The organism is Streptomyces sp. CB02366 (assembly GCF_001905905.1).
In the GTDB taxonomy this organism is placed as follows: domain Bacteria; phylum Actinomycetota; class Actinomycetes; order Streptomycetales; family Streptomycetaceae; genus Streptomyces.
The window spans coordinates 243,598-266,252 of record NZ_LIVT01000004.1 but is presented as its reverse complement, the minus strand read 5'-3'; the positions used below and the strand labels follow the sequence as shown (position 1 = coordinate 266,252).

Sequence of the window (22,655 nt, the reverse complement as noted above, 5' to 3'; positions counted from 1 at the left end):
GACCCGTGTGGCGGGACGGGGCGCCCGGGTCCGCCGACGGGGCGCGCGGAGCGGATTACCCGGCGGTGAGCTGGGCACAACGGTGGGAGGTGCGCCACGACCGGACGCGGGGGAGGGGGGAGCGGGCGGCGTGCCCCGTTGCCGCGGGGCTGGAGTCGATTTATCGTCCCAGCACGATTCGCGAGCAAGATCACAATATGTGAAGGGGCCGCGGCCATGGTGGCGAAGAAGACGGCGGACGAGACCGCGGCCGAGCACGACGGCGCCCCCGAGCCGCCGGCCGGGTCCGCGAAGAAGACGGCGGGTAAGGCGACGAAAAAGGCCGCGAGGAAGACGGCCGGAGAGAGTGCGAAGAAAGCCGCCGCCAAGAAGACGGCGGGGAAGGCCAAGAGGACGGCCGCGAAGAAGACCGCGGCGAGGAGGACGGCGGCCGGTACGGAACCGGCAGCCGAGCAGACCGCCGCCGAGAAGGCGTCGGACAAGGCCGCACCGGCGGCCACGGAGGCGGCCCCGGCCGCCGAGCAGACGGGAGCCCCCACGGTGGTAGCCAAGAAGAGCGCGAGTCGTCCCGGAGCAGGCGCACAGGCCACGGCCCCCGTGCCGCCGGCCCGCGCCGCCGCCCCCGACGAACTGGCCGTCCGGCCGGGCGAGGACCCCTGGACTCCGGACGAGGTCACCGAGGCGCGCACCCTCCTGACCAGCGAGATCCTGCGGCTCCGCAGCGAGCTGGAGGCGTCGGGCGCGGCCCTCGCGGGGCTGATGCGGGACTCCGGCGACGGCGCGGGCCACGACGAGGCCGACACCGGCACCAAGAACATCACCCGTGAGCACGAGCTGTCGCTGGCCGCCAACGCCCAGGAGATGCTGGAGCAGACCGAGCGGGCCCTGGCCCGGCTGGAGGCCGGGACGTACGGGCTCTGCGAGATCTGCGGCAACCCGATCGGCAAGGCGCGGATGCAGGCGTTCCCCCGGGCCACCCTGTGCGTCGAGGACAAGCAGAAGCAGGAGCGGCGCGGCTGATCCGCACAGGTGTGTCGTACCCTCGTCCGAAGGCAGGCACCTAGGGTTGAGGGACTCACGTGGCAGAGGCGGAGCGCATCATCGGTACGCCGGAAGACCCTGATGTCGAGGGCGTGGACGAGGGCGGAAGCACCGCCGCCGACGCCGCCGAGAGGGGGGGCCGGGGCAAGCGGAAAATCCTCGTCCTCCTGGCCGTGGCCGTCGTGGCCTACCTGCTGGACCTGGCCACCAAGATGATCGTGGTCGCGAAGCTGGAGCACCAGCCGCCCATCGACGTCATCGGCGACTGGCTGCAGTTCCGGGCGATCCGGAACGCGGGTGCGGCGTTCGGGTTCGGCGAGGCGTTCACGGTGATCTTCACCATCATCGCGGCCGGCGTGATCGTGGTCATCATCCGGCTGGCCCGCAAGCTCCACAGCCTGCCGTGGGCCGTCGCCCTGGGACTCCTCCTGGGCGGTGCGCTCGGCAACCTCACCGACCGCCTCTTCCGGGCTCCCGGCGTGTTCGAGGGGGCGGTGGTGGACTTCATCGCCCCCAAGCACTTCGCCGTCTTCAACCTCGCCGACTCCGCCATCGTCTGCGGCGGCATTCTCATCGTGATCCTCTCCTTCAAGGGCCTGGACCCCGACGGGACCGTGCACAAGGACTGACCGGGCCGCGCGGGGCGTGGTCCGGGCAAGGCATACTCGACAGGTGAGTACGCACCCCGAGATCCGCACCCTGCCCGTACCGGACGGCCTTGAGGGCGAGCGCGTCGACGCCGCCATCGCCCGCATGTTCGGCTTCTCCCGCACCAAGGCCGCCGAGCTGGCCGCCGCCGGGAAGGTCCAGGTGGACGGTTCGGTGGCCGCGAAGTCCGAGCGGGTCCACGGAGGCGCCTGGCTGGAGGTGGAGATGCCGCAGGCCGCTCCCCCCGTCCAGATCGTCGCCGAGCCCGTCGAGGGCATGGAGATCGTCCACGACGACGACGACATCGTCGTCATCGTGAAGCCGGTCGGCGTCGCCGCCCACCCCAGCCCCGGCTGGAGCGGCACCACCGTCATCGGCGGCCTCGCCGCCGCCGGGTACCGGATCTCGACGTCCGGGGCCGCCGAGCGCCAGGGCATCGTCCACCGCCTCGACGTCGGCACCTCCGGCTTGATGGTCGTCGCCAAGTCCGAGCGGGCCTACACGCTGCTCAAGGCCCAGTTCCGCGACCGGGTCGTCGAGAAGAAGTACCACGCCCTCGTCCAGGGCCACCCGGACCCGATGAGCGGCACCATCGACGCCCCCATCGGCCGCCACCCCAACCACGACTACAAGTGGGCGGTCACCGCCGAGGGCAAGCCCTCGGTGACCCACTACGACCTGATCGAGGCCTACCGCTCCGCCAGCCTCCTCGACATCAAGCTGGAGACCGGCCGCACCCACCAGATCCGGGTCCACATGTCCGCCCACCGCCACCCCTGCGTCGGCGACCTCACCTACGGCGCGGACCCCACGCTGGCCAAGCGCCTCGACCTGACCCGGCAGTGGCTGCACGCCGTCCGCCTGGGCTTCGAGCACCCGGCCGACGGGAGCTGGGTGGAGTTCTCCAGCGGCTACCCGGCCGACCTCCAGCACGCCCTCGACACCATCGCGGCGGAGAGCCAGTGACCTCCGCCCCCTTCGCGTACACGGTCCGCAGGGCCGTCGAGGAGAGCGACCTGGCGGCCTGCTTCCAGGTCCGCAAGGACGTCTTCGTCGGCGAGCAGAACGTGCCCGAGGAGCTGGAGTACGACACGTACGACGCGACCGCGGTGCACGTCCTGGCCGTCGCCGCGGACGGCACGGCGCTCGGCACCGGGCGGCTGCTGCACGGCGCGGACGCGGCGGGGAAGACCGGCGGCGCCCCGGGCGTCGGCTCGCTCGGCCGCCTCGCCGTGGGCCGGGAGGCCCGCGGCCTCGGGGTCGGCGCGGCGCTCGTGCGGGCCATCGAGGACGAGGCGCGCACGCTCGGTCTGGCCGCCGTCGACCTGCACGCCCAGACCCACGCCCTCGGCTTCTACGAGCGGCTCGGATACGTCGCGTACGGCCCCGAGTTCCCCGACGCGGGCATGCCGCACCGGGCCATGCGGCGGGACATCCACCCGGTCTGAGCGCCCGGAGAGGGGGTATCAGCCGAATCGCACCCTCCGCGTGGCAGGGTGGATTCCTGTTCGGCCGCTGGTGACCCGCCGGACACGCACGCTCCGGAAGGCCCCCCGTGGAACAGATGTCCCTCCTGCTCCTGCTGCTGCTCGGAGCCGTGGTCACGGTGCCGCTGGGCGACCGCCTCGGCCTGCCCGCGCCGGTGCTGATGACCCTCGCCGGCATCGCGATGGCGTTCATGCCGTTCGTGCCGAACGTCGACATCCCGCCGGAGGTCATCCTCCCCGCCGTGCTCCCGCCGCTGCTCTACGCGACGGTGCAGCGCACCTCCTGGCGGCAGTTCGCCGCCAACAGGCGCCCGATCTTCCTGCTGGCCGTGGCCCTCGTCTTCGTCACCACGGCCGCCGTCGCCGCGGTCGCCCACTCGATCGTGCCCGGGCTGCCGATCGCCGCGGCCGTCGCGCTCGGCGCGCTCGTCGCCCCGCCCGACCCGGTCGCCGCGACCGCCGTGGCGGGCTCGGTGGGGCTGCCGCGCCGACTGGTGTCGATCCTGGAGGGCGAGGGCCTCTTCAACGACGTGACCGCCATCGTGCTGTACCACGTGGCCATCGCCGCCGCCGTCAGCGGCTCCTTCTCGCTCCCCGAGGCGTTCGGGCTGCTGGTCCTCTCCGCGGTCGTCGCGGTGGCCGTCGGCCTGGTGCTCGGCTGGCTCACCAACAAGCTGATGGGCCTGCTGGGCGACGCCACCCTCCAGGTCGGCCTGACGCTGCTGGTGCCGTTCGTCTCCTACGTCCTCGCCGAGGAGCTGATGGGCTCCGGCGTGCTGGCCGTCCTGACCACCGCGCTGTACCTCGCCGAACACGCCGCCGACGCCGACGACGTACAGGGCCGGCTCACCGGGCGCACCTTCTGGGACATCGTCGACACCCTCGTCACCGGGGTGGCCTTCGGGCTGATCGGGCTGGAGCTGCACACCGTGTTCGGCACCGCCGACGGGCACGCCCTGGAGATGGTCGGGTGGGGGCTCGCGATCGTCGCGGTCGTCGTCGGCGTACGGCTGCTGTGGCTGCTGCCCGCGACCTGGCTGGCCAAGCGGCTGCACACCCGCCGGGACGTCAGCGAGGAGATCCCCACCAGCTGGCGCGAGACCGTCGTGATGTGGTGGGCCGGGATGCGGGGGGTGGCCTCCGTCGCCCTGGCGCTGGCGATCCCGCTCAAGACCGACGACGGACAGCCCTTTCCGGGCCGGGAGGAGATCATCTTCATCGCGTTCGCCGTGATCATGGCCACCCTGGTCTTCCAGGGGCTCACCCTGCCCTGGCTGGTGCGCAAGCTGAAGGTCCGGGCCGACACCGCCGCCGAGGCGGCCCTGGAGCGGGAGCTCGCGATCCGGGCCGCCAAGGCGGCCAAGGGGCGCCTCAAGGAGATCCAGGAGGCCGAGGACTTCCCCGAGGACGTCCTGGAGCGGCTCCAGCGCGCCGCCTACGACATCGGGGCCCGGATCAGCCCCGACATGGTCGACGAGGAGCGGCGCGAGGCCTACGCGCAGCGGGCGAAGCGCTTCAAGGCGATCAACCGCGTCCAGCGCGAGATGATGTCGGCCGCCCGCCACGAGGTGCTTTCGGCGCGCAGCGAGCCCGGCTCCGACCCGGAGGTCGTGGACCGGGTGCTGCGGTACCTGGACGTCCGCTCGCTGCGGTGAGCGGCGGGCGCCCGCCCCGCGCCGGGGTCAGCCGCGGCCCGTGCGCGGGGCCCGGTCGGCGGACGGCGCCCCGTTGAGGCCCGCCCGGCCCCCCGCGCCGGTCAGCTCCGCCCACTGCTCGCCCGGCGGCAGCGCGGCGGGCGCGGTGGCGATCCGCGGCAGCGCGTACGGGTGGTGGTCCCGCAGCCAGCCGATCAGCTGCTCGCGCACCGCGCACCGCACCGTCCAGATGTCGTCCGCGTCCTTCGCCGTCACCACGGCCCGCACCTGGATGGTGGACGGCGTGGTGTCCGTGACCGCCAGCGACCAGTCCCGGCCGTCCCAGGCCGCGATGTCCCCGAGGATGTCGCGCAGTTTCTCCCGCATCGCGGCGACCGGGGCGGAGTGGTCGAGGTGGAAGAAGACCGTGCCGGTCATCTGGATCCCGCCGCGCGACCAGTTCTCGAACGGCTGGCTGGTGAAGTACGAGACCGGCATCGTGATCCGCCGCTCGTCCCAGGTCCGCACCGCCAGGAACGTCAGGGTGATCTCGTCGATCGTGCCCCACTCGCCGTCCACCACCACGGTGTCGCCGAGCCGCACCATGTCGCCGAACGCGATCTGGAGCCCGGCGAAGAGGTTGCCGAGCGTGGACTGGGCGGCGACGCCGGCGACGATGCCGAGCAGGCCGGCCGACGCCAGCATCGACGTGCCGACCCCCCGCATCGGCGGGAACGTCAGCAGCATCGCGGCGATCGCGACCACCATCACCACCGCTATGACGACCCGCTGGATCAGCGTCACCTGGGTGCGGACCCGGCGCACCCGGGCCGGGTCGCGGGTGGCCGTGGCGTACCGGGCGTAACTCGCCTCCACGACCGTCGCCGCGGCCCGCACGACCAGCCAGGCCGACGCGCCGATCAGCACCAGGGTCAGGAGCTGGCCGATCCCGGCGCGGTGCTCCCACACCCAGTCGATCTTCGTCTGGCGGTAGCTGCCGCGCAGCAGCGCCGTGATGATCACCACCTGCAACGGAGGGCGGCAGCGTCGGAGCAGTCCCCACAACGGGGTCTCGTGATGACGGCTGTCGGCCCGCCGCAGCAACCGGTCGACCGCCCAGCCGGCCAGCAGCGTGACCAGCACGGAACCACCGATCACGATCAGCGGGCGCAGCACGCTCTCCATTCGCTCGTCCTCCCAGCAGTAGTGCGGCCCTCAAGGGTGCGAATGGCACCATGGGGCCATGAACATCATGCTTTTCCACTCGACGTACGGGCTCACGCCCGCCGTGCACGCGGCGGCCGCACGCCTCAGGGACGCCGGCCATGAGGTGCGCGTGCCCGATCTGTTCGAGGGACACACCTTTGACACGGTGGAAGAGGGCATGGCTCACAAGGACGCGACCGGAAAGGACGAGCTGCTCAAGCGCGCCGTGCTGGCCGCCGCGCCCTACTCCGACCAGGGGCTGGTCTACGCCGGTTTCTCCTTCGGGGCCGCGATCGCGCAGACCTTGGCGCTCGGAGACGCGAAGGCCCGCGGGCTGCTGCTGTTCCACGGCACCTCGGACATCGCCGAGAACGCGACGGTGGACGAACTGCCCGTCCAGCTGCACGTCGCCGACCCGGACCCCTTCGAGTCCCACGACTGGCTGAACAGCTGGTACCTCCAGATGCAGCGCACCGGCGCGGACGTGGAGATCTACCGCTACCCCGGGGCCGGGCACCTGTTCACCGACCCGGACCGGCACGACTACGACCGGGCGGCGGCCGAGCAGACCTGGAAGGTCGCGCTCGGCTTCCTGGCCACCCTGTAGGGCCTTTCGGCGGACCCGGGGAGCGCACGGGCCGCCGAACGCCGGAACCCGGCGCGTCCGGGCGGCGGGACCGCCCCGGCGCGCCGGGTTCCGTGGAGGCGCGGGGCGTTTACGCCTTGAGCGCCTTGTCGACGGCCTTGGTGAACTCCTCCGCCGTCATCGGGGCGTTCTCGCTGCCCTCGGCAGTGATCTTCTTGTCGTCCATCTTCAGCGTGGGGGTGCCCTGGACCCCGCTCTCGTCGAACGTCTTGGACATCTTGATCGCCCAGGCGTCGTACGTGCCGTCCTCGACGTTCTTCTGGAAGGCCCTGTTGCCCTTGAGGGCGTCGACCGAGTCCGCGACCTTGATCAGGTAGCTGTCCTCGGCGAACTTGTCGTCGCTCTCCTCGGGGTGGAACTCCGCCGAGTACAGCGCGGCCTTGTACGCCATGAACGCCTCGGGGCTCACGTCCAGCGCCGCGCCGAGCGCGCTGAGGGCGTTCTTGGAGCCCTCGCCGTTGTCGGTGTTGTCGATGAAGGTCGCCCCGACGTACTTGACCTTGTACTTGCCGGCCTCGACGTCCTTCGAGACCGTCTCGCCGACGCCCTGCTCGAACGTGGCGCAGACCGGGCAGCGCGAGTCCTCGTACAGCTCCAGGGTCTTCTTCGCGCTCGGCTTGCCGATCACCACGGTGGTGCCGTCCTTGCCCGAGGTGTTCTTCGGCGCGCTGACGTTCTTCGCGTCGGCGGCCTCCTCCCAGGCTCCCGGCTTGTTCAGCTGCATCACTCCGTAGCTGACGCCGCCGATCACGGCGAGGGCCGCGACGACCGAGCCCGCCACGACGAGCTGCTTGCGGGTCTTGTCCTTCTTGGCCTGGCGCTCGCGCTCGGCGCGCAGCCGCTCGCGGGCCGCTGCCTTGTTCGCCTGGGTGTTGCGGTTGCTCATGGTCGTTCTCCGTGGGTACGCGTGTGCGGGGAAGGTTAGGGGGTGCTGCCGTCGTCGCGCCGCCGTGCCCTCAGGCGGCGGCGTACGTCACGGCCGGCGGGCCCCTGCGCCCCACGCAGTGCACGAGGAAACGGGCGGTCAGCGGCGGGTACGGCCGCCCGGCGGGCCGGGAGCGGCGGGCCGGGGACCGCACGCCCGCGCCCACCACCGCGACCGCCGTCAGCAGCGGCCGGAACGCCAGCAGGGCCGTCGTGCGCACCAGCCCCGCCAGGGCCGCCTCGCCGCGTCGCAGCCAGACCGCGGCGAGCAGCCCGACCGCCACATGGGCGACGAGCAGCAGCCACGGCACGGCCGGACCGGGGTGCGCCAGCAGGGCCGCCGCGCGGTCGCCCGCCCCGGCCACCTCGGCCAGCGGGGTCCCCACCGCCCCGACGCCCGCGATCCGGGCGCCGCCCGTGCCGACCTCGCCGCCGCACAGCACGTCGAAGCCCACCGCGCGCAGCGGGCCCGCCACCGGGCCGCCGGCCGCCCCGTAACAGAGGTGCTGGCCCGTGGTGAAGAGCGTGTCGGCGGCCAGCTCCAGCGGGACCAGCAGCCCCGCGATCGCCCCGAAGCCGCGCTCCCGGCCCGCCAGCGCGTAGGCCACGGCGAAGACCGCGGCGGCCAGCGGCGCGACCGCGGTCAGCGGCAGCGGAACCCGGGAGAGCAGCACATGGGACGCCGTGGACAGGGTGACGACGAGCGCGGTGAAGACCGTCGCGCGCGCGACCCTGAGCTGCGTCCCTGAGATGTCCATCGCCGGAAAGTGTGTCATGCGCCGAGGTAAGCGGACCTTAAAAGAGGCTGAGAGTCCCGGGGCCCCGGGGGCGGCGTACCGAGGTCAGGCGGGCCCCCGCAGCCCCGGGATCCTCCCGTTGCGGAAGAGGTCCACGAAGATCTGGTGGTCCGCCCGGGCCCGCGCCCCGTAACCGTGGGCGAAGTCGACCAGCATCGGCGCGAAGCCCTCCTCGTCGGCGGCGATCGCGGCGTCGATCGCCCGCTCCGTGGAGAACGGCACCAGCGAGTGGCCGCTCTCGTCGTCCGCCGCCGCGTGCATCGTGGCCGTCGCCCGGCCCAGGTCCGCGACGACCGCCGCGATCTCGTCCACCTCGTCGATGTCGGACCAGTCCAGGTCGACCGCGTACGGCGAGACCTCGGCGACCAGCTGGCCCGCCCCGTCCAGCTCGGTCCAGCCCAGCCACGGGTCCGCGTGCGCCTGGAGCGCCCGCTGCGAGATCACCGTGCGGTGCCCCTCGTGCTGGAAGTACTCCCGCACGGCCGCGTCCGTGATGTGCCGGGAGACCGCCGGGGTCTGCGCCTGCTTGAGGTAGATCACCACGTCGTTCTCCAGGGCGTCGCTGTTGCCCTCCAGGAGGATGTTGTACGACGGCAGCCCGGCGGAGCCGATGCCGATGCCCCGGCGGCCCACCACGTCCTTGACCCGGTAGGAGTCGGGGCGGGTCAGGCTCGACTCCGGCAGCGTCTCCAGATAGCCGTCGAACGCGGCGAGCACCTTGTAGCGCGTCGCGGCGTCCAGGTCGATCGTCCCGCCGCCCTCGGCGAACCGGCGTTCGAAGTCCCGGATCACGGTCATGGAGTCCAGCAGCGAGAACCGGGTGCGCGACCGGGCCGCGCGCAGCGCCCCCAGCAGCGGCCCGTCCGCGGTGTCCAGCGTGAACGGCGGCACCTCGTCGTTCTTCGCGCCCGTCGCCAGCGCGCGGATCCGCCCGCGGTAGGCGGCGGCGTAGATCCCGACCAGATCGGTGATCTGCTCGTCCGCCAGGGCCTTCGCGTACCCGATGAGCGCCACGGAGGCGGCGAACCGCTTCAGGTCCCAGGTGAAGGGGCCCACGTACGCCTCGTCGAAGTCGTTCACGTTGAAGACGAGGCGGCCGTTGGCGTCCATGTACGTGCCGAAGTTCTCCGCGTGCAGATCGCCGTGGATCCACACCCGGCCCGTGCGCTCGTCCACATACGGGCCGCCGTGCCGCTCCTGCTCCAGGTCCTCGTAGAAGAGGCAGGCCGTCCCCCGGTAGAAGGCGAAGGCGGACCCCGCCATCTTGCGGAACTTGACCCGGAAGGCCGCCGGGTCGGCGGCCAGCAGCTCGCCGAAGGCGGTGTCGAAAACGGCGAGAATCTGCTCCCCGCGCTCTGTCGCGCCGGTCTGCGTCTCCGACATTTCTCGCTGCCTCCTGCTGCTGTGGGCGTCTCCGGCCGGCCCGGGGGTCCAGGTGGCCGAGCGCATGACAAAACGGACATGTGTTCCGCTCTCTCCAACGCTCGGCGGAGGCCGGGAGTGCCCGTCGTCCGACTCCGTCACGTCGTAGACTTCCACGCTGTCCCCCCGTCCGTCATCGCCCGACTTCCCGGAGGCCCGACGCCGTGACCAAGCCGCCCTTCACGCACCTGCACGTTCACACCCAGTACTCGCTGCTGGACGGTGCGGCGCGGCTCAAGGACATGTTCGAGGCGGCCAACGAGATGGGCATGACGCATATCGCGATGACCGATCACGGCAACCTCCACGGGGCCTACGACTTCTTCCACTCGGCGAAGAAGGCGGGCGTCACCCCGATCATCGGCATCGAGGCGTACGTCGCCCCGGAATCGCGCAAGCACAAGCGCAAGGTGCAGTGGGGGCAGCCGCACCAGAAGCGCGACGACGTGTCCGGATCCGGTGGTTACACCCACAAGACGATCTGGGCGGCGAACAAGACCGGACTGCACAACCTCTTCCGGCTCTCCTCCGACGCGTACGCCGAGGGCTGGCTCCAGAAGTGGCCCCGGATGGACAAGGAGACCATCTCCCAGTGGTCCGAGGGGCTCATCGCCTCCACCGGCTGCCCCTCGGGCGAGGTGCAGACCCGGCTGCGGCTCGGCCAGTTCGACGAGGCGGTCCGGGCGGCGTCCGACTACAAGGACATCTTCGGCGAGGGCAGGTACTTCCTGGAGCTGATGGACCACGGTATCGAGATCGAGCGCCGGGTCCGCGACGGGCTGCTGGAGATCGGCAGGAAGCTGAACATCCCGCCGCTCGTGACCAACGACTCCCACTACACGTACGCCCACGAGGCCACCGCCCACGACGCCCTGCTCTGCATCCAGACCGGCAAGAACCTCTCCGACCCCGACCGCTTCCGCTTCGACGGCACCGGCTACTACCTGAAGACGACGGAGGAGATGTACGCCGTCGACTCCTCCGACGCCTGGCAGGAGGGGTGCCGCAACACCCTCCTGGTCGCCCAGCAGATCGACACCACCGGCATGTTCGAGGCGAAGAACCTCATGCCGAAGTTCGAGATCCCCGAGGGCTTCACGGAGATCACCTGGTTCCAGGAGGAGGTCCGGGCCGGCATGGCCCGCCGCTTCCCGAACGGGGTCCCCGACGACCGGCAGAAGCAGGTCGAGTACGAGATGGACATCATCATCCAGATGGGGTTCCCGGGGTACTTCCTCGTCGTCGCCGACTTCATCATGTGGGCCAAGAACAACGGCATCGCGGTGGGCCCCGGCCGCGGCTCGGCGGCCGGTTCGATCGTGGCGTACGCGATGGGCATCACCGACCTCGACCCGATCGAGCACGGGCTGATCTTCGAGCGCTTCCTCAACCCCGAGCGCGTCTCCATGCCCGACGTCGACATCGACTTCGACGAGCGCCGGCGCGTCGAGGTGATCCGGTACGTGACCGAGAAGTACGGCGCCGACAAGGTCGCCATGATCGGCACGTACGGCAAGATCAAGGCGAAGAACGCCATCAAGGACTCCGCCCGCGTGCTGGGCTACCCGTACGCGATGGGCGACCGGCTCACCAAGGCCATGCCCGCCGACGTCCTCGGCAAGGGCATCGACCTCAACGGCATCACCGACCCCAAGCACCCGCGCTACAGCGAGGCGGGCGAGATCCGGGCGATGTACGAGAACGAGCCGGACGTCAAGAAGGTCATCGACACCGCCAAGGGCGTCGAGGGCCTGGTGAGGCAGATGGGCGTGCACGCCGCCGGCGTCATCATGTCCAGCGAGCCGATCGTCGACCACGCCCCCGTCTGGGTCCGGCACACCGACGGCGTCACCATCACGCAGTGGGACTACCCGCAGTGCGAGTCGCTGGGCCTGCTGAAGATGGACTTCCTCGGCCTGCGCAACCTGACGATCATGGACGACGCCATCAAGATGGTGAAGTCCAACAAGGGCATCGACCTGGAGATGCTCGCCCTGCCGCTGGACGACCCCAAGACGTACGAACTGCTCTGCCGCGGCGACACGCTCGGCGTCTTCCAGTTCGACGGCGGGCCCATGCGCTCCCTGCTGCGCCAGATGCAGCCCGACAACTTCGAGGACATCTCCGCCGTCTCGGCCCTCTACCGGCCGGGCCCGATGGGCATGAACTCGCACACGAACTACGCGGAGCGCAAGAACGGCCGCCAGGAGATCACCCCGATCCACCCGGAGCTGGAGGAGCCCCTCAAGGAGGTCCTCGGCCTCACCTACGGCCTGATCGTCTACCAGGAGCAGGTCCAGAAGGCCGCCCAGATCGTCGCCGGGTACTCGCTCGGCGAGGCCGACATCCTGCGCCGCGTGATGGGCAAGAAGAAGCCCGAGGAGCTGGCGAAGAACTTCGTCCTCTTCGAGGCGGGCGCGAAGAAGAAGGGCTTCTCCGACGAGGCGATCAAGGCGCTGTGGGACGTCCTGGTGCCGTTCGCCGGATACGCGTTCAACAAAGCGCACTCCTCGGCGTACGGCCTGGTCACCTACTGGACCGCCTACCTCAAGGCGAACTACCCCGCCGAGTACATGGCCGCCCTGCTGACCTCGGTCAAGGACGACAAGGACAAGTCCGCGGTCTACCTCAACGAGTGCCGCCGCATGGGCATCAAGGTGCTCCCGCCCAACGTCAACGAGTCGCTGTCCAACTTCGCCGCCCAGGGCGACGACGTGATCCTCTTCGGCCTGACCGCGATCCGCAACGTCGGCCAGAACGTCGTCGACTCGATCATCCGGACCCGCAAGGCGAAGGGGAAGTACAGCTCCTTCCCCGACTTCCTCGACAAGGTCGAGGCGGTCGTCTGCAACAAGCGCACCGTCGAATCCCTCATCAAGGCCGGCGCCTTCGACGAGATGGGCCACACCCGCAAGGGGCTGGTCGCCCACCACGAGCCGATGATCGACAACGTGGTGCAGGTCAAGCGCAAGGAGGCCGAGGGGCAGTTCGACCTCTTCGGCGGCGGCGAGGAGGAGAGCGGCGAGCCGGGCTTCGGCCTCGACGTGGAGTTCTCCGACATCGAGTGGGAGAAGTCCTACCTGCTCGCCCAGGAGCGGGAGATGCTCGGCCTGTACGTCTCCGACCACCCGCTGTTCGGGCTGGAGCACGTCCTGTCCGACAAGGCCGACGCCTCGATCTCCCAGCTCATGGGCGGGGACTACTCGGACGGCTCCGTCGTCACCGTCGGCGGCATCATCTCCGGCCTCCAGCGCAAGATGACCAAGCAGGGCAACGCCTGGGCCATCGCCACCGTGGAGGACCTGGCGGGCTCCCTGGAGTGCATGTTCTTTCCCGCCACCTACCAGCTGGTCTCCACGCAGCTCGTCGAGGACACCGTCGTCTTCGTCAAGGGACGCCTCGACAAGCGCGAGGACGTGCCCCGGCTGGTCGCCATGGAGATGCAGGTCCCCGACATCTCCAACGCGGGGGCCAACGCCCCCGTCGTCCTCACCATCCCCACCGTGAAGATCACCCCGCCCATGGTCACCCGGCTCGGCGAGGTGCTCAGCCACCACCGGGGCGACACCGAGGTGCGCATCAAGCTCCAGGGCCCCCGCACGACCACGGTCCTGAGGCTCGACCGGCACCGGGTCAAGGCCGACTCGGCCCTCTTCGGCGACCTGAAGGTGCTGCTCGGCCCGGCCTGCCTGGCCGGCTGAGCCGGGGCCCGGCACACGTCATGACGAGAGGGGCGCCCCGCACCGGCGGGACGCCCCTCTCGTCTCGATGACCGCGAGCGGCCGACGCGTCAGTTGTGGCCGAAGCGCCGCTGGTGCTTGCGCGCCGCGTCGGACGGGCTGCCCTGGGCCTGCGTCGGGCTCTGCGACTCGAACGCCGACGACTTGGCCTGCTCGGCGCCACGCTCCGACGCGGACGCGCGGTCGTGCTGGCTGCCCTGCTTGCGGTTCTTGTTCTTGGCCATGGTGAATGCCTCCTGTGGGGAGTCCTGGCCGTCCAGGACCGCTGTCAGACTCACATAGCCCCGCAAACCGTGCATGTTGGATCATTACCGTGCGTAGCGGAATCCCCGGTGAACCGCCGGACCCGGCCTCCACCCGGCAGCTCCACCCTCCTCCTGCGCCGCTCCGCCGCCATTTCGGCTTCTTTCCGGCGTCTTCCCCCCTCCTCACCCGATCCGCCACGCCGATGATCGAGTTCCGGCCGCCTACCCCCGCGCGGTCGGGCAGACTCGAAGCGAACCCTGGGTAAGCGGGCCCGGTCATCGGGGAGCGGGCCGCTGAACCGTTCCCGAGGTCTGGAAGAGGGTGGAACGCGTGGACCGTTGCGTCGTCCTGGTGGACGCCGGCTACTTGCTGGGCGCAGCCGCCAGTCTGCTGGCCGGAGAGCCCGCGCGTTCCCGCATCACCGTGGACCACACGGCCCTCGTCCAGGGGCTGCGCGAGCGCGCCGAGGCTGACACCCGGCAGCCGCTGCTGCGCATCTACTGGTTCGACGGGGCCCCCGACCGGGTGCCCCAGCCCGAACACCGCCGACTCCGCGTGATGCCCCGCGTGACCGTCCGGCTCGGGGCCCTGACCCGCAGCGACGGGCGTTGGGCGCAGAAGGGCGTCGACGCCGCCATGCACGCCGAGCTGACCGAACTGGCCCGCAACCGGGCCTGCTCCGACATCGTCCTGGTGACCGGCGACGGCGACCTGCTGCCCGGCCTGATGTCCGCCAAGGAACACGGGGTCGCCGTCCACCTCTGGGCCGTCCAGGCCGCCGACGGCGACTACAACCAGTCCGAGGACCTGGTCGCCGAGGCCGACGAACGGCGGGTCCTCGACCGGGCCTGGATCACCAAGGCCGTACGCGCCAAGGACGCCGGCGGCGTCTGCGTCCCGCAGCCCGCCACCCGCCCCGAGATCACCGCGATCCTCTCCGCGCCGCTGCCCGAAGCGGCCCTCGCCGCGTCCGCCGAACGCGCCTCGGAGGCGGCCCGCGCCGCCGCGGCCCGGGGCGGCCCCGCGGCCCCGGACGCGTCCGCCCCCACGCCGGCCGCCGCTCCCGAGACGCCCGCCGCCGGACACCGGGGCGTCCCCACCCCCAAGGACCTGGCCGCGCTGCGCGCCCACGCGGCTGCCTCGGACCGCCCGCAACCGGTCCAGCCCGCCGGCGCCACGCTGCGCTGGTCCTCCGACAAGGGGTGGGTGGAGCGCGGCGGAGCCCTCGGCGAGCCCCCCGAGACCGCGTCGCTGCCCACCCTCGCCCAGGTCACCAGCGCCGAACAGCGCTGGGCGGACCGGGAGGAGGACATCACCACCGTCGGCGGCGACCCCTTCGAGGTGGGCCAGGTCTTCGCCCGCCGCTGGATGGAACGCCTCCCCGAGACCGTCCACCTGCAGAAGCTCTCCACCATGTACCCGCGCATCCCGCACCGGATCGACGGCGAACTCCTGCGGTACGCGGCCCGCTTCGGGCTCCTCGCCCACAAGGACGACCAGATCGACGAGCACGACCGCTACGCGATCCGGGCCGGCTTCTGGCGCGAGATCGACGTGCGGGCCGCCGCCGAGCACGTACCGGCGGGGGAGTAGCCGTCCGCGGGGAAGGGCGACGCGGGGTGGCCCCCGGCGCGAACCGGGGCACGCGACCCCGTACCCTCGTACCTCGTGAGTAGGGGCACAGCACAGGCGCAGCGGGACACCGGCACCGTGTGCGCGGTGCGCGATCTGGTCAAGGTCTATCCCGAGGCCCGGGGCCGCCGCGGCGCTCCCGCGACGCCCGAGGTCCGCGCCACGGACGGCATCAGCCTGGACGTGGAGCGCGGTGAGATCTTCGGTCTGCTCGGCCCCAACGGCGCCGGCAAGTCCACCCTGGTCCGTCAGCTCACCGGCCTGATGCGGCCCGACTCCGGCAGCGTCGAGGTGCTGGGCCACGACCTCGTACGCCACCCCGAGCGGGCCTCCCGGCTGATCGGCTACCTGGGGCAGGAGTCCACCGCCCTCGACGAGCTGACCGTCGCGCTCGCCGCCGAGACCACCGGACGGCTGCGCGGCCTGCCCGTCCGCGAGGCCCGCGCCGAGCGCGACGCTGTCCTGGAGGAACTGGGCCTCACCGGGCTCGCCGGACGGCCCCTGAAGAAGCTCTCCGGCGGTCAGCGCCGCCTCGCGTGTTTCGCCGCCGCCCTGGTCGGGGACCGGCCCGTCCTGGTCCTGGACGAACCGACCACCGGCATGGACCCGGTCGCCCGCCGCGCCGTCTGGGCCGCCGTCGACCGCCGCCGGGCGGAGCACGGGGCCACGGTCCTGCTGGTCACCCACAACGTCATCGAGGCCGAGACGGTCCTCGACCGGGTCGCCGTCCTCGAACGCGGGCGGGTCATCGCCTGCGACACGCCCGCCGGGCTCAAGGAACAGGTCGCCGGGGAGGTCCGCGTCGAGCTGGTGTGGCGCGAACGGCCCCCGCTGGACGTCCCCGAGGTCGCGGCGTTGCGGCCGTCCGCCCAGGAGGCCGGGCGGCGCTGGGTGCTGCGGCTCGGCCCCGACGAGGCGCGGGCCGCGGTCGCCGCGGTGACGGGCGGCGCGGCCTTCGCCGCGCTCGACGATTTCACCCTGGCCACGCCCAGCCTGGAAGATGTCTACCTCGCGCTCGGCGGGGACGCGGCCGATGCGACCAAGGGGCTGGTGAAGGCGTGAACGGCAGGAGCGGCGCGGGAGGCCGGGACGGCGCGGGCCGTGCGGCGGTCGCCGTGACCGCGGCGCCCGGCGGGGACGTACCCGGCCGGGACGCGGGCGAGGGGCGGGACGGGTGGGACGTGTGCGAGGGGAGCGGCCGCAGGTGACGAGCATCATTCCGGCCAGGACCGCCCCGGCCCCCGCCCGGCCCGCGCCCGGCCCCGCCGGGCGGGCGCCCGCCCGTACGGTCCCGGCCCCCCTCGCGCCGCGCGCCCGGCTGTTCCCCTCGCTGGCCGCCGTCTACCGCGCCCAGCTCTCCCGGGCGCGGGTCGCCCGCATCCCGCTGCTCTTCGTGGCGACGTTCCAGTCCGTCGGGATCATGATCCTGATGCGGGGCGTCGTGGACGGCGGCGCGGAGGCGCGCGCCGTGGTCGCGGGCTCCAGCGTCCTGGTCGTCGCGTTCGTCGCGCTCAACCTGCTCGCCCAGTACTTCGGGCAGCTGCGGGCGAGCGGCGGGCTCGACCACTACGCCACCCTGCCGGTGCCACCCGCGGCCGTGGTGCTCGGGACGGCCGGTGCGTACGCCTCGTTCACCGTGCCGGGCACGGTCTTCACCGCCGTCACCGGCAGCGTGCTCTTCCAGCTGCCGCTCACCCACCTGTGGGTCCTGGCCGCCGTCGTCCCGCTCTCCGGCGCCGCCCTGGCCGGGCTCGGCGCGGCCCTCGGGCTGCTCGCCCCGCGCCCGGAGCTGGCGACCCTGCTGGGCCAGCTCGGGATGTCCGCCGCCCTGCTGCTCGGGGTGCTGCCCGCCGAGCGGCTGCCGGGGCCGGTGGGCTGGACGCGCGACCTGCTGCCCTCGACGTACGGGGTCGAGGCGCTGGCCCGCTCCTTCGACGCCCGCCCGGACTGGGGGCTCATCGCGTTCTTCCTGGCGGTCTGCGCGGCGGTGGGGGTGCTGTCGCTGGCGGTCGCCACCTGGGCGTACCGGCGGGCGGCCGTACGGTAGGGCTCCCGCCGGGGAACGGCCGGCGTCCCGGCGACCGGGGCGCGTACGCGGCCGGCGCCCCCGGCCGCACGGCACGGTGCGGCATCCGGTGAGGCGCCCCACGGGGTGGCCTGGCACGATGGCACGGTGACCGCACCTCTGACGCCGCCCGACCCGTCCGGCCCCCACGACCCGTGGCAGGCCCCGCCCCCGGGCTCCCCCCTCGCGCCCTCCCCGGGTTCGACGGACGACCCGGACACCGCCGCGGAACTCCGTCAGGCCGTCGTCGTCGCCGTCCTGGTCGCGCTCTCGGGCATCGTGCTCGGCCTGCTGTGGCTGTGGCTCGCGCCGCGCGTCCCGCTGGTCTCCGACGAGACGGCCGTCTTCCTGGAGAACAGCGAGGGCGAGGAGGCGATCGGGGCGGACGGAACGTTCGTGCTGCTGGCCCTCGGCTTCGGCGCGCTCTCGGCCGCCGCCGTCTTCTGGCGGCTGCGCCGCGGGGGCGTCCTCGTGGTCGTGGGGCTGGCGCTGGGCGCGCTGGCCGCCTCGCTGATCGCCTGGCGGACGGGCGTCTGGCTCGGTCCCTCCTCCGACGTGGTGGCGCGGGCCCGGGAGGCGGGCCGGGGCGTGACGTTCGACGCCCCGCTGGAACTGCACGCGGTGTGGGCGGCGGTACTGGCGTGGCCGTTCGCGGCGATGGGGGTCCACCTGCTGCTGACGGCGGCGTTCGGACCGCGGGATCCGGAGCCGGAGTGGGCGGGGTTCTCGGGGTACTACGACGGGGCCGTGCAGGGGCCGCCCCCGGGGCCGCCGGCCGGGCCGGCTTCCGGCACGTGAGGCGCGGGGGCGCGGGGGAGCGGGACCGCCGCGCTCACGCGCTCCGCGCGATCTCCGCGAACACCGCCCCCGTCAGTTCCGCCAGGTCCGTCGCCGCCAACTCGACCTCCAGGCCCCGGCGCCCCGCCGAGACGCAGATCGTGGGGTGGGCGCGGGCCGAGGCGTCCAGGACCGTGCGCAGGCGTCTGCGCTGGCCGAGCGGGGAGATGCCGCCGCGTACGTAGCCCGTGGTGCGTTCCGCCGCGGCCGGGTCCGCCATCACGGCGCGCTTGCCGCCCACCGCGGAGGCCAGGGCCTTGAGGTCCAGGGAGCCGGCCACCGGGACCACCGCGACCGCCAGTTCGCCGTCCACCTCCGCGACCAGGGTCTTGAAGACCCGGTCGGGGGAGACGCCCAGGGCCTCGGCGGCCTCCTCGCCGTACGAGGGGGAGGCCGGGTCGTGCTCGTACGCGTGAACCGTGAAGGGCGTGCCCGCCGCGGTCAGGGCGACCGTGGCGGGGGTGCCGCCCGCCTGCTTCTTCGGCTTCTTCGCCACCGGGGAGTCCTCGGTCAGTTGGGGTGGGTGGGGGTCCGGGTCAGGTCGGCCGCGGGCAGCGAGGGCAGATGCCGGATGACCGCGGTCTCCTTGCGCAGCAGCGTCAGCTCCTCGCGCAGCCGGGTCGCGGTGTCCGGAGCCTGGAGCAGCCGCTGCTTGGTGGGGCCGTCCAGGACCGTGGCCGCCGCTACCAGGTAGGAGACCACCGTCGGGTCGTCGGGCAGCTCGGCGCCGCTCGCCAGCGAGCGTTCGTTCGCCCCGGCCAGCCGCTTCTGGTAGGCGCGGAAGGCCCGCAGGACGCCCTCGGCGAGCGCCCCCGCCTCGTCGCCCTCGTCCTCCCCGGGCGGCTCCTCCGTCACGTCCTCCACCTCGGCGGTCAGATACGGGCCGCTCGCGTCGACGGACAGCAGCCTGACCCGGGTGGTGCCGGTGGCCAGGACCTCGAAGCTGCCGTCGGCGCGCTCGCGGATCGTCGCCGCGTCGGCCACGCAGCCGACCCGGTGGAAGGTCTGGAGGGGGTCGGGGCCGAAGCCCTCGGCGGGGGCGCGTTCGGTGACGGCCGCCGACGCGGCGGTGTCCGGCATGCCGGAGCCGGTCGGGGCCGTCTCGCGGCCGTCGCGGATCGCGACCACGACGAAGCGGCGGGGCTCGTCCTCGTCGCTTTTCAGCAGCTCCCGCATCATGGCGCGATATCGCTCTTCGAAGACGTTGAGCGGCAGCACCAGGCCGGGGAACAGCACCGCGTGGAGCGGGAAGAGGGGAAGGCGGGCGGTGGTCACAGCGCTCAAGCGTAATGGCCCCGGGGGCGGCCGTGGTCGGCCCGGCCGCGCGAGGGGGCCGGGGAGGCCGCCCGGAGCCGTGCGCCGTCCCGTGCGTCGAGGAACCGGCCGAGCGGGTCCTCGGACACCGACGACCACGGGAAGGACGTCGCGTGCCGGCCGATCAGGTGGAACTGGTGCAGCGCCTCCGCCCAGCGGCCCCGGGCGAGCAGCACGTACGCGAGGAGGTTGCGGACCTCCGCCGGCCACGGGTCGCCCGGCCGGTAGGCGGCGGAGAGCCTGATCGCCAGGTCGGCCGCCGCGTCGATCCGCTCCTCCAGCACGGAGGTGGTCCGTTCCGCCGCCCGGGGGTCCAGGAGCAGTGCGAACGCCGCCCGGACCGGCAGGGCCTGCACCAGGGAGTCGGGCAGCGCGTCCTCGGCGGCCCGCTCGGCGAAGTCGAAGCACTCGCGATGCGAGCCGTACCAGGCGGCGGAGAGGTAGCGCAGCGCCGCCACATGGCAGCCGTAGTGGTGCGCGGAGCGCCGTACCGCCTGCTCCCACAGCGACTCGAATGCGGTGTGCGTGGCGTGGGCGCCGCGCGCGTGGTCCAGGGCGAGCCGCCACGGCACGGGGTCGCGCGGGTCCGCGTCGGCGGCGGCGGTGATCAGCGGGGCGACCTCGCGGAGCCGTTCCGCGCGGGCGGGCGACTCCCAGGCCCGGCGGACCGCCAGCTCCGCCTTGACCAGCAGCGCGTCCGGATCGCGCGGAGCGGCGGCCAGCCAGTCGACGAGCCAGCCGTCCCGGCCGCGGGCGAAGACGACGAGCCGGTCCAGATAGCGGTCCCGGTTCTCCCAGTCGGCCGCGTCCCGGGTGGCGGCGAGCAGCCGGGCGGCCGGTTCGTAGTCGCCCAGGGCAGCGGCGACCAGCGCGGGGGAGAGCCGCTCGTCCGGGGCGTCGAGCAGCACCGCGTCGTCCGCCGCCGGTCCGGCGGCCGACGGGGAGCCGTGCCGGGCCATGCGCGCGGTACGGAGCAGAGCACGAAGGAAGGCCATGGTGCAGACCATTGAAAAGCGCTGGTGGGGACCGCGCCAGGGTCATGCTGTGAAGCTTCTGTGCCGAGTGGAGGGGTTGTATCGGGCCCAGTCAAGAAAGGGCAAAGGAAACGGTTGCGGATGGCTTGATCGCACCTCTGTGTGATGCTCGTACGTCCCGTCGGCCACCGGGCGCCGGCGGCCGGCCCCCGGCCCCGGCCGCCCGTGACCGCGGGGGCGGGCCGCCTTCCGCCGGGCGCCGCACGCCCGGCGGGACGCCCGCCGGATCAACCTCTGCGCAGCATCCGGGAGGCCCCCGCCGCCACCGTGGTGGCCAGAACCCATCCCACCAGCACCAGACCGGCAGCGGCCCACTGCCAGGCGTCCTCCATCCGCCAGTAGCCGTCCTGCCCGAGGTTGATCACCGGGATCAGCAGATCCAGCGCGTACAGGGCGGGGTTCCACTGCGGATGCTCCGACCCCTTGATCGACGGCGGGTCGTGCTGCGCGAAGGCCGCCGTGCCCGCCGCCCACAGCACCGCCATCCACACCGCCGCCCGCCCCGGCCGGTAGCCGTACGCCACCATCCAGTCCTGGAGGTACCCCCACGCCTTCGCGGCGGGCGGCAGCGTCTCGCGGCGGCGGCGCTGCTTGGCCAGCAGCACCTCGCGCGCGTCCGCGTCCTCCCCGCAGCTCCGCATCACCGTGGCCAGCCGCTCGTAGGGTTCGGGGACGTACTCCGGCGTCGCGGCCTGCACCCACTCCAGCCGCCGGGAGAGCGGGAAATGGCCGTAGGGGACCAGGTTCTCGTAGACGAAACCGCCCATCGCGAGACCGCCCGGCCCCGGCCAGCTCGTCGACAGATCGATCAGCGTCACCACCTTCGCGCCGTTCAGCACGACCCGGCCCTCCTCCGGGCGCTCCGCGTTGAACCGCAGCTCGGGAGTGACGATCCTGCGCAGCGACAGCTCCTCCTGCCGCGTCATGGTGAACCGGGCCTTGTGCAGGTCCACCGCGTCCCCGAACCGCCCGTCGTCCAGCCGCACCCCGCCCCGGCACTCGAATATCTGCGACCGGGTGCCGCGCGCCGGGGTCGGGGCGTAGACCACGCCGTACGGGGGGGTGGTGCCCTGGTTCCCCGTGTCGACGCTCACCCACGCCTCGGTCATGTAGAGCGTGCGCTCCACCGTCAGCTGCGGGGCGTTCAGCGCCCTGCGGTCCTCCGCCGCGCGCAGCCGGCTGCCGCGCAGGGACAGCGAACCGCCCACCTTCGCCCCGCGCAGACTCAGCTCGCCCAGCGTCTCGACCATCTCGGCCTGGAGGTCCTGCGCGACCGTCATGCCGTCCCCGACGACGGCCCGCCCGTGCCGGTCCGGGCCGACGCTGAGCTGGTTGATCAGCAGATCCGTGCCGATCTGGGCGTCGGTCAGGCGGATGCCCCGGTCCACCCGGCAGCGCGGCAGATGCAGATCGCCCTCCGTCTGCAGCCGCGCCGCCTCCAGCCGGGGCAGCGCGCAGCCCACCAGCCGCAACGTCGTGAAGTGGCACTCCGGGAGCACCACCTCCTGCTCGAAGCGGCAGCCGGTCAGCTCCACGTACGGAGAGACCCGGCCGCCCGCCAGGTCCAGCTTCCCGGTGATCCGCACCCCCCGGAGCTTCAGCGCCGCCACCCGGCCGGGCCGGGCGGGCGGGCCGTCCAGCAGCAGCCGCGCCACCGTGCGCGCGCCGACGCTCCGCTCCGGCCCCCAGGCGTGCGGGGCGAACGGGTCGTTGCGGGCCGGGTCGTAGGTCCGTAAGTCGTAGGTCGTCCCGTTGCGGAAGGACTGCCACATGCCCAGCTCCGCTGCGCTGAGGCCGTCCGGGATGTCGCCCTCGTGCGGCTCGGTCACGGCCGCTCCCTCCGTGCACACATGCTGTCGTGCCGTCATGCCTTCGTGGTGCATACACGCTGTAGAACCGTTATTCCCGTCCGTGACGCCGTGGAAGCCCGCGGTCGGCGGTGACGGCCGGACATGGCCGAGACACGTATCGGCCAGTGGTGC

At 72.7% G+C, this 22,655-nt stretch carries 20 protein-coding genes; 11 read left to right on the top strand and 9 right to left on the bottom strand.

Annotated features, from left to right (window positions below):
- The first annotated feature begins 216 nt into the window (after nt 1-216).
- The 5 genes from AMK24_RS15530 (at nt 217) to AMK24_RS15510 (ending at nt 4,831) form a co-directional block, all read left to right on the top strand.
- Nucleotides 217-1,020 carry a TraR/DksA family transcriptional regulator gene (locus AMK24_RS15530; RefSeq protein WP_073769331.1) on the top strand — a complete coding sequence of 268 codons (804 nt, stop codon included), beginning with the start codon at nt 217-219 and terminating at the stop codon, nt 1,018-1,020.
- A 59-nt stretch (nt 1,021-1,079) separates the two neighbouring features.
- On the top strand, nt 1,080-1,670 hold the full coding sequence (lspA, locus tag AMK24_RS15525) for a signal peptidase II (protein ID WP_073769330.1): 591 nt from the start codon (nt 1,080-1,082) through the stop codon (nt 1,668-1,670).
- A 43-nt stretch (nt 1,671-1,713) separates the two neighbouring features.
- Nucleotides 1,714-2,655 carry an RluA family pseudouridine synthase gene (locus AMK24_RS15520; protein WP_073769329.1) on the top strand — a complete coding sequence of 314 codons (942 nt, stop codon included), beginning with the start codon at nt 1,714-1,716 and terminating at the stop codon, nt 2,653-2,655.
- Nucleotides 2,652-3,137 (top strand): GNAT family N-acetyltransferase, encoded by a 486-nt coding sequence (locus AMK24_RS15515; RefSeq protein WP_073769328.1) that lies wholly within the window; start codon nt 2,652-2,654, stop codon nt 3,135-3,137. Before AMK24_RS15520 ends, AMK24_RS15515 begins: the two co-directional genes overlap by 4 nt.
- Nucleotides 3,138-3,244: 107 nt before the next feature.
- Nucleotides 3,245-4,831 carry a Na+/H+ antiporter gene (locus tag AMK24_RS15510; RefSeq protein ID WP_073769327.1) on the top strand — a complete coding sequence of 529 codons (1,587 nt, stop codon included), beginning with the start codon at nt 3,245-3,247 and terminating at the stop codon, nt 4,829-4,831.
- Between the two features lie 27 nt (nt 4,832-4,858).
- Here the strand turns inward: AMK24_RS15510 and AMK24_RS15505 are convergent, their stop codons facing one another.
- Entirely contained in the window at nt 4,859-5,995 is a 1,137-nt protein-coding gene (locus tag AMK24_RS15505) for a mechanosensitive ion channel family protein (protein WP_073769326.1), read from the bottom strand.
- A 58-nt stretch (nt 5,996-6,053) separates the two neighbouring features.
- Between AMK24_RS15505 and AMK24_RS15500 the strand changes: the two genes are divergently transcribed.
- A complete protein-coding gene (locus AMK24_RS15500) occupies nt 6,054-6,623 on the top strand; it encodes a dienelactone hydrolase family protein (RefSeq protein WP_073769325.1) in 570 nt (189 codons plus the stop codon).
- Nucleotides 6,624-6,732: 109 nt separating this feature from the next.
- Here the strand turns inward: AMK24_RS15500 and AMK24_RS15495 are convergent, their stop codons facing one another.
- From AMK24_RS15495 to AMK24_RS15485, 3 genes are all read right to left on the bottom strand, one after another.
- Nucleotides 6,733-7,548 carry a DsbA family protein gene (locus AMK24_RS15495; RefSeq protein WP_073769324.1) on the bottom strand — a complete coding sequence of 272 codons (816 nt, stop codon included), beginning with the start codon at nt 7,546-7,548 and terminating at the stop codon, nt 6,733-6,735.
- Nucleotides 7,549-7,618: 70 nt separating this feature from the next.
- Nucleotides 7,619-8,344 carry a hypothetical protein gene (locus AMK24_RS15490; protein ID WP_073769323.1) on the bottom strand — a complete coding sequence of 242 codons (726 nt, stop codon included), beginning with the start codon at nt 8,342-8,344 and terminating at the stop codon, nt 7,619-7,621.
- A gap of 84 nt (nt 8,345-8,428) precedes the next feature.
- Entirely contained in the window at nt 8,429-9,766 is a 1,338-nt protein-coding gene (locus AMK24_RS15485; RefSeq protein ID WP_073769322.1) for a DUF2252 domain-containing protein, read from the bottom strand.
- 203 nt (nt 9,767-9,969) lie between these two features.
- Here AMK24_RS15485 and dnaE point away from each other — a divergent pair, with 203 nt between their 5' ends.
- A complete protein-coding gene (gene dnaE, locus AMK24_RS15480) occupies nt 9,970-13,506 on the top strand; it encodes a DNA polymerase III subunit alpha (protein ID WP_073769321.1) in 3,537 nt (1,178 codons plus the stop codon).
- Between the two features lie 89 nt (nt 13,507-13,595).
- On the opposite strand, the gene AMK24_RS33705 is transcribed toward dnaE, so the two are convergent.
- Nucleotides 13,596-13,844 (bottom strand): hypothetical protein, encoded by a 249-nt coding sequence (locus tag AMK24_RS33705; protein WP_143203712.1) that lies wholly within the window; start codon nt 13,842-13,844, stop codon nt 13,596-13,598.
- A 268-nt stretch (nt 13,845-14,112) separates the two neighbouring features.
- Here AMK24_RS33705 and AMK24_RS15475 point away from each other — a divergent pair, with 268 nt between their 5' ends.
- The 4 genes from AMK24_RS15475 to AMK24_RS15460 all read left to right on the top strand — a co-directional run bounded on the left by AMK24_RS15475 (nt 14,113) and on the right by AMK24_RS15460 (nt 18,286).
- On the top strand, nt 14,113-15,384 hold the full coding sequence (locus AMK24_RS15475; protein ID WP_199876431.1) for an NYN domain-containing protein: 1,272 nt from the start codon (nt 14,113-14,115) through the stop codon (nt 15,382-15,384).
- Between the two features lie 117 nt (nt 15,385-15,501).
- Nucleotides 15,502-16,485, top strand: a complete 984-nt coding sequence (locus tag AMK24_RS15470; RefSeq protein WP_073769320.1) for an ABC transporter ATP-binding protein — start codon at nt 15,502-15,504, stop codon at nt 16,483-16,485.
- Between the two features lie 142 nt (nt 16,486-16,627).
- The gene (locus AMK24_RS15465; protein WP_073769319.1) at nt 16,628-17,470 is read left to right on the top strand and encodes an ABC transporter permease; all 843 of its coding nucleotides are present in this window, start codon (nt 16,628-16,630) and stop codon (nt 17,468-17,470) included.
- 105 nt (nt 17,471-17,575) lie between these two features.
- On the top strand, nt 17,576-18,286 hold the full coding sequence (locus tag AMK24_RS15460; protein WP_073769318.1) for an ABC transporter permease: 711 nt from the start codon (nt 17,576-17,578) through the stop codon (nt 18,284-18,286).
- Between the two features lie 34 nt (nt 18,287-18,320).
- On the opposite strand, the gene ybaK is transcribed toward AMK24_RS15460, so the two are convergent.
- From ybaK to AMK24_RS15440, 4 genes are all read right to left on the bottom strand, one after another.
- Nucleotides 18,321-18,821 carry a Cys-tRNA(Pro) deacylase gene (ybaK, locus tag AMK24_RS15455; protein ID WP_073769317.1) on the bottom strand — a complete coding sequence of 167 codons (501 nt, stop codon included), beginning with the start codon at nt 18,819-18,821 and terminating at the stop codon, nt 18,321-18,323.
- A 14-nt stretch (nt 18,822-18,835) separates the two neighbouring features.
- Nucleotides 18,836-19,600: an LON peptidase substrate-binding domain-containing protein gene (locus tag AMK24_RS15450; protein ID WP_073769316.1), complete on the bottom strand. Its 765-nt coding sequence runs from the start codon at nt 19,598-19,600 to the stop codon at nt 18,836-18,838.
- A gap of 5 nt (nt 19,601-19,605) precedes the next feature.
- Entirely contained in the window at nt 19,606-20,646 is a 1,041-nt protein-coding gene (locus AMK24_RS15445) for a hypothetical protein (RefSeq protein ID WP_073769315.1), read from the bottom strand.
- 254 nt (nt 20,647-20,900) lie between these two features.
- Nucleotides 20,901-22,502: an oxidoreductase gene (locus tag AMK24_RS15440; RefSeq protein WP_073769314.1), complete on the bottom strand. Its 1,602-nt coding sequence runs from the start codon at nt 22,500-22,502 to the stop codon at nt 20,901-20,903.
- Between the last annotated feature and the right edge of the window lie 153 nt (nt 22,503-22,655).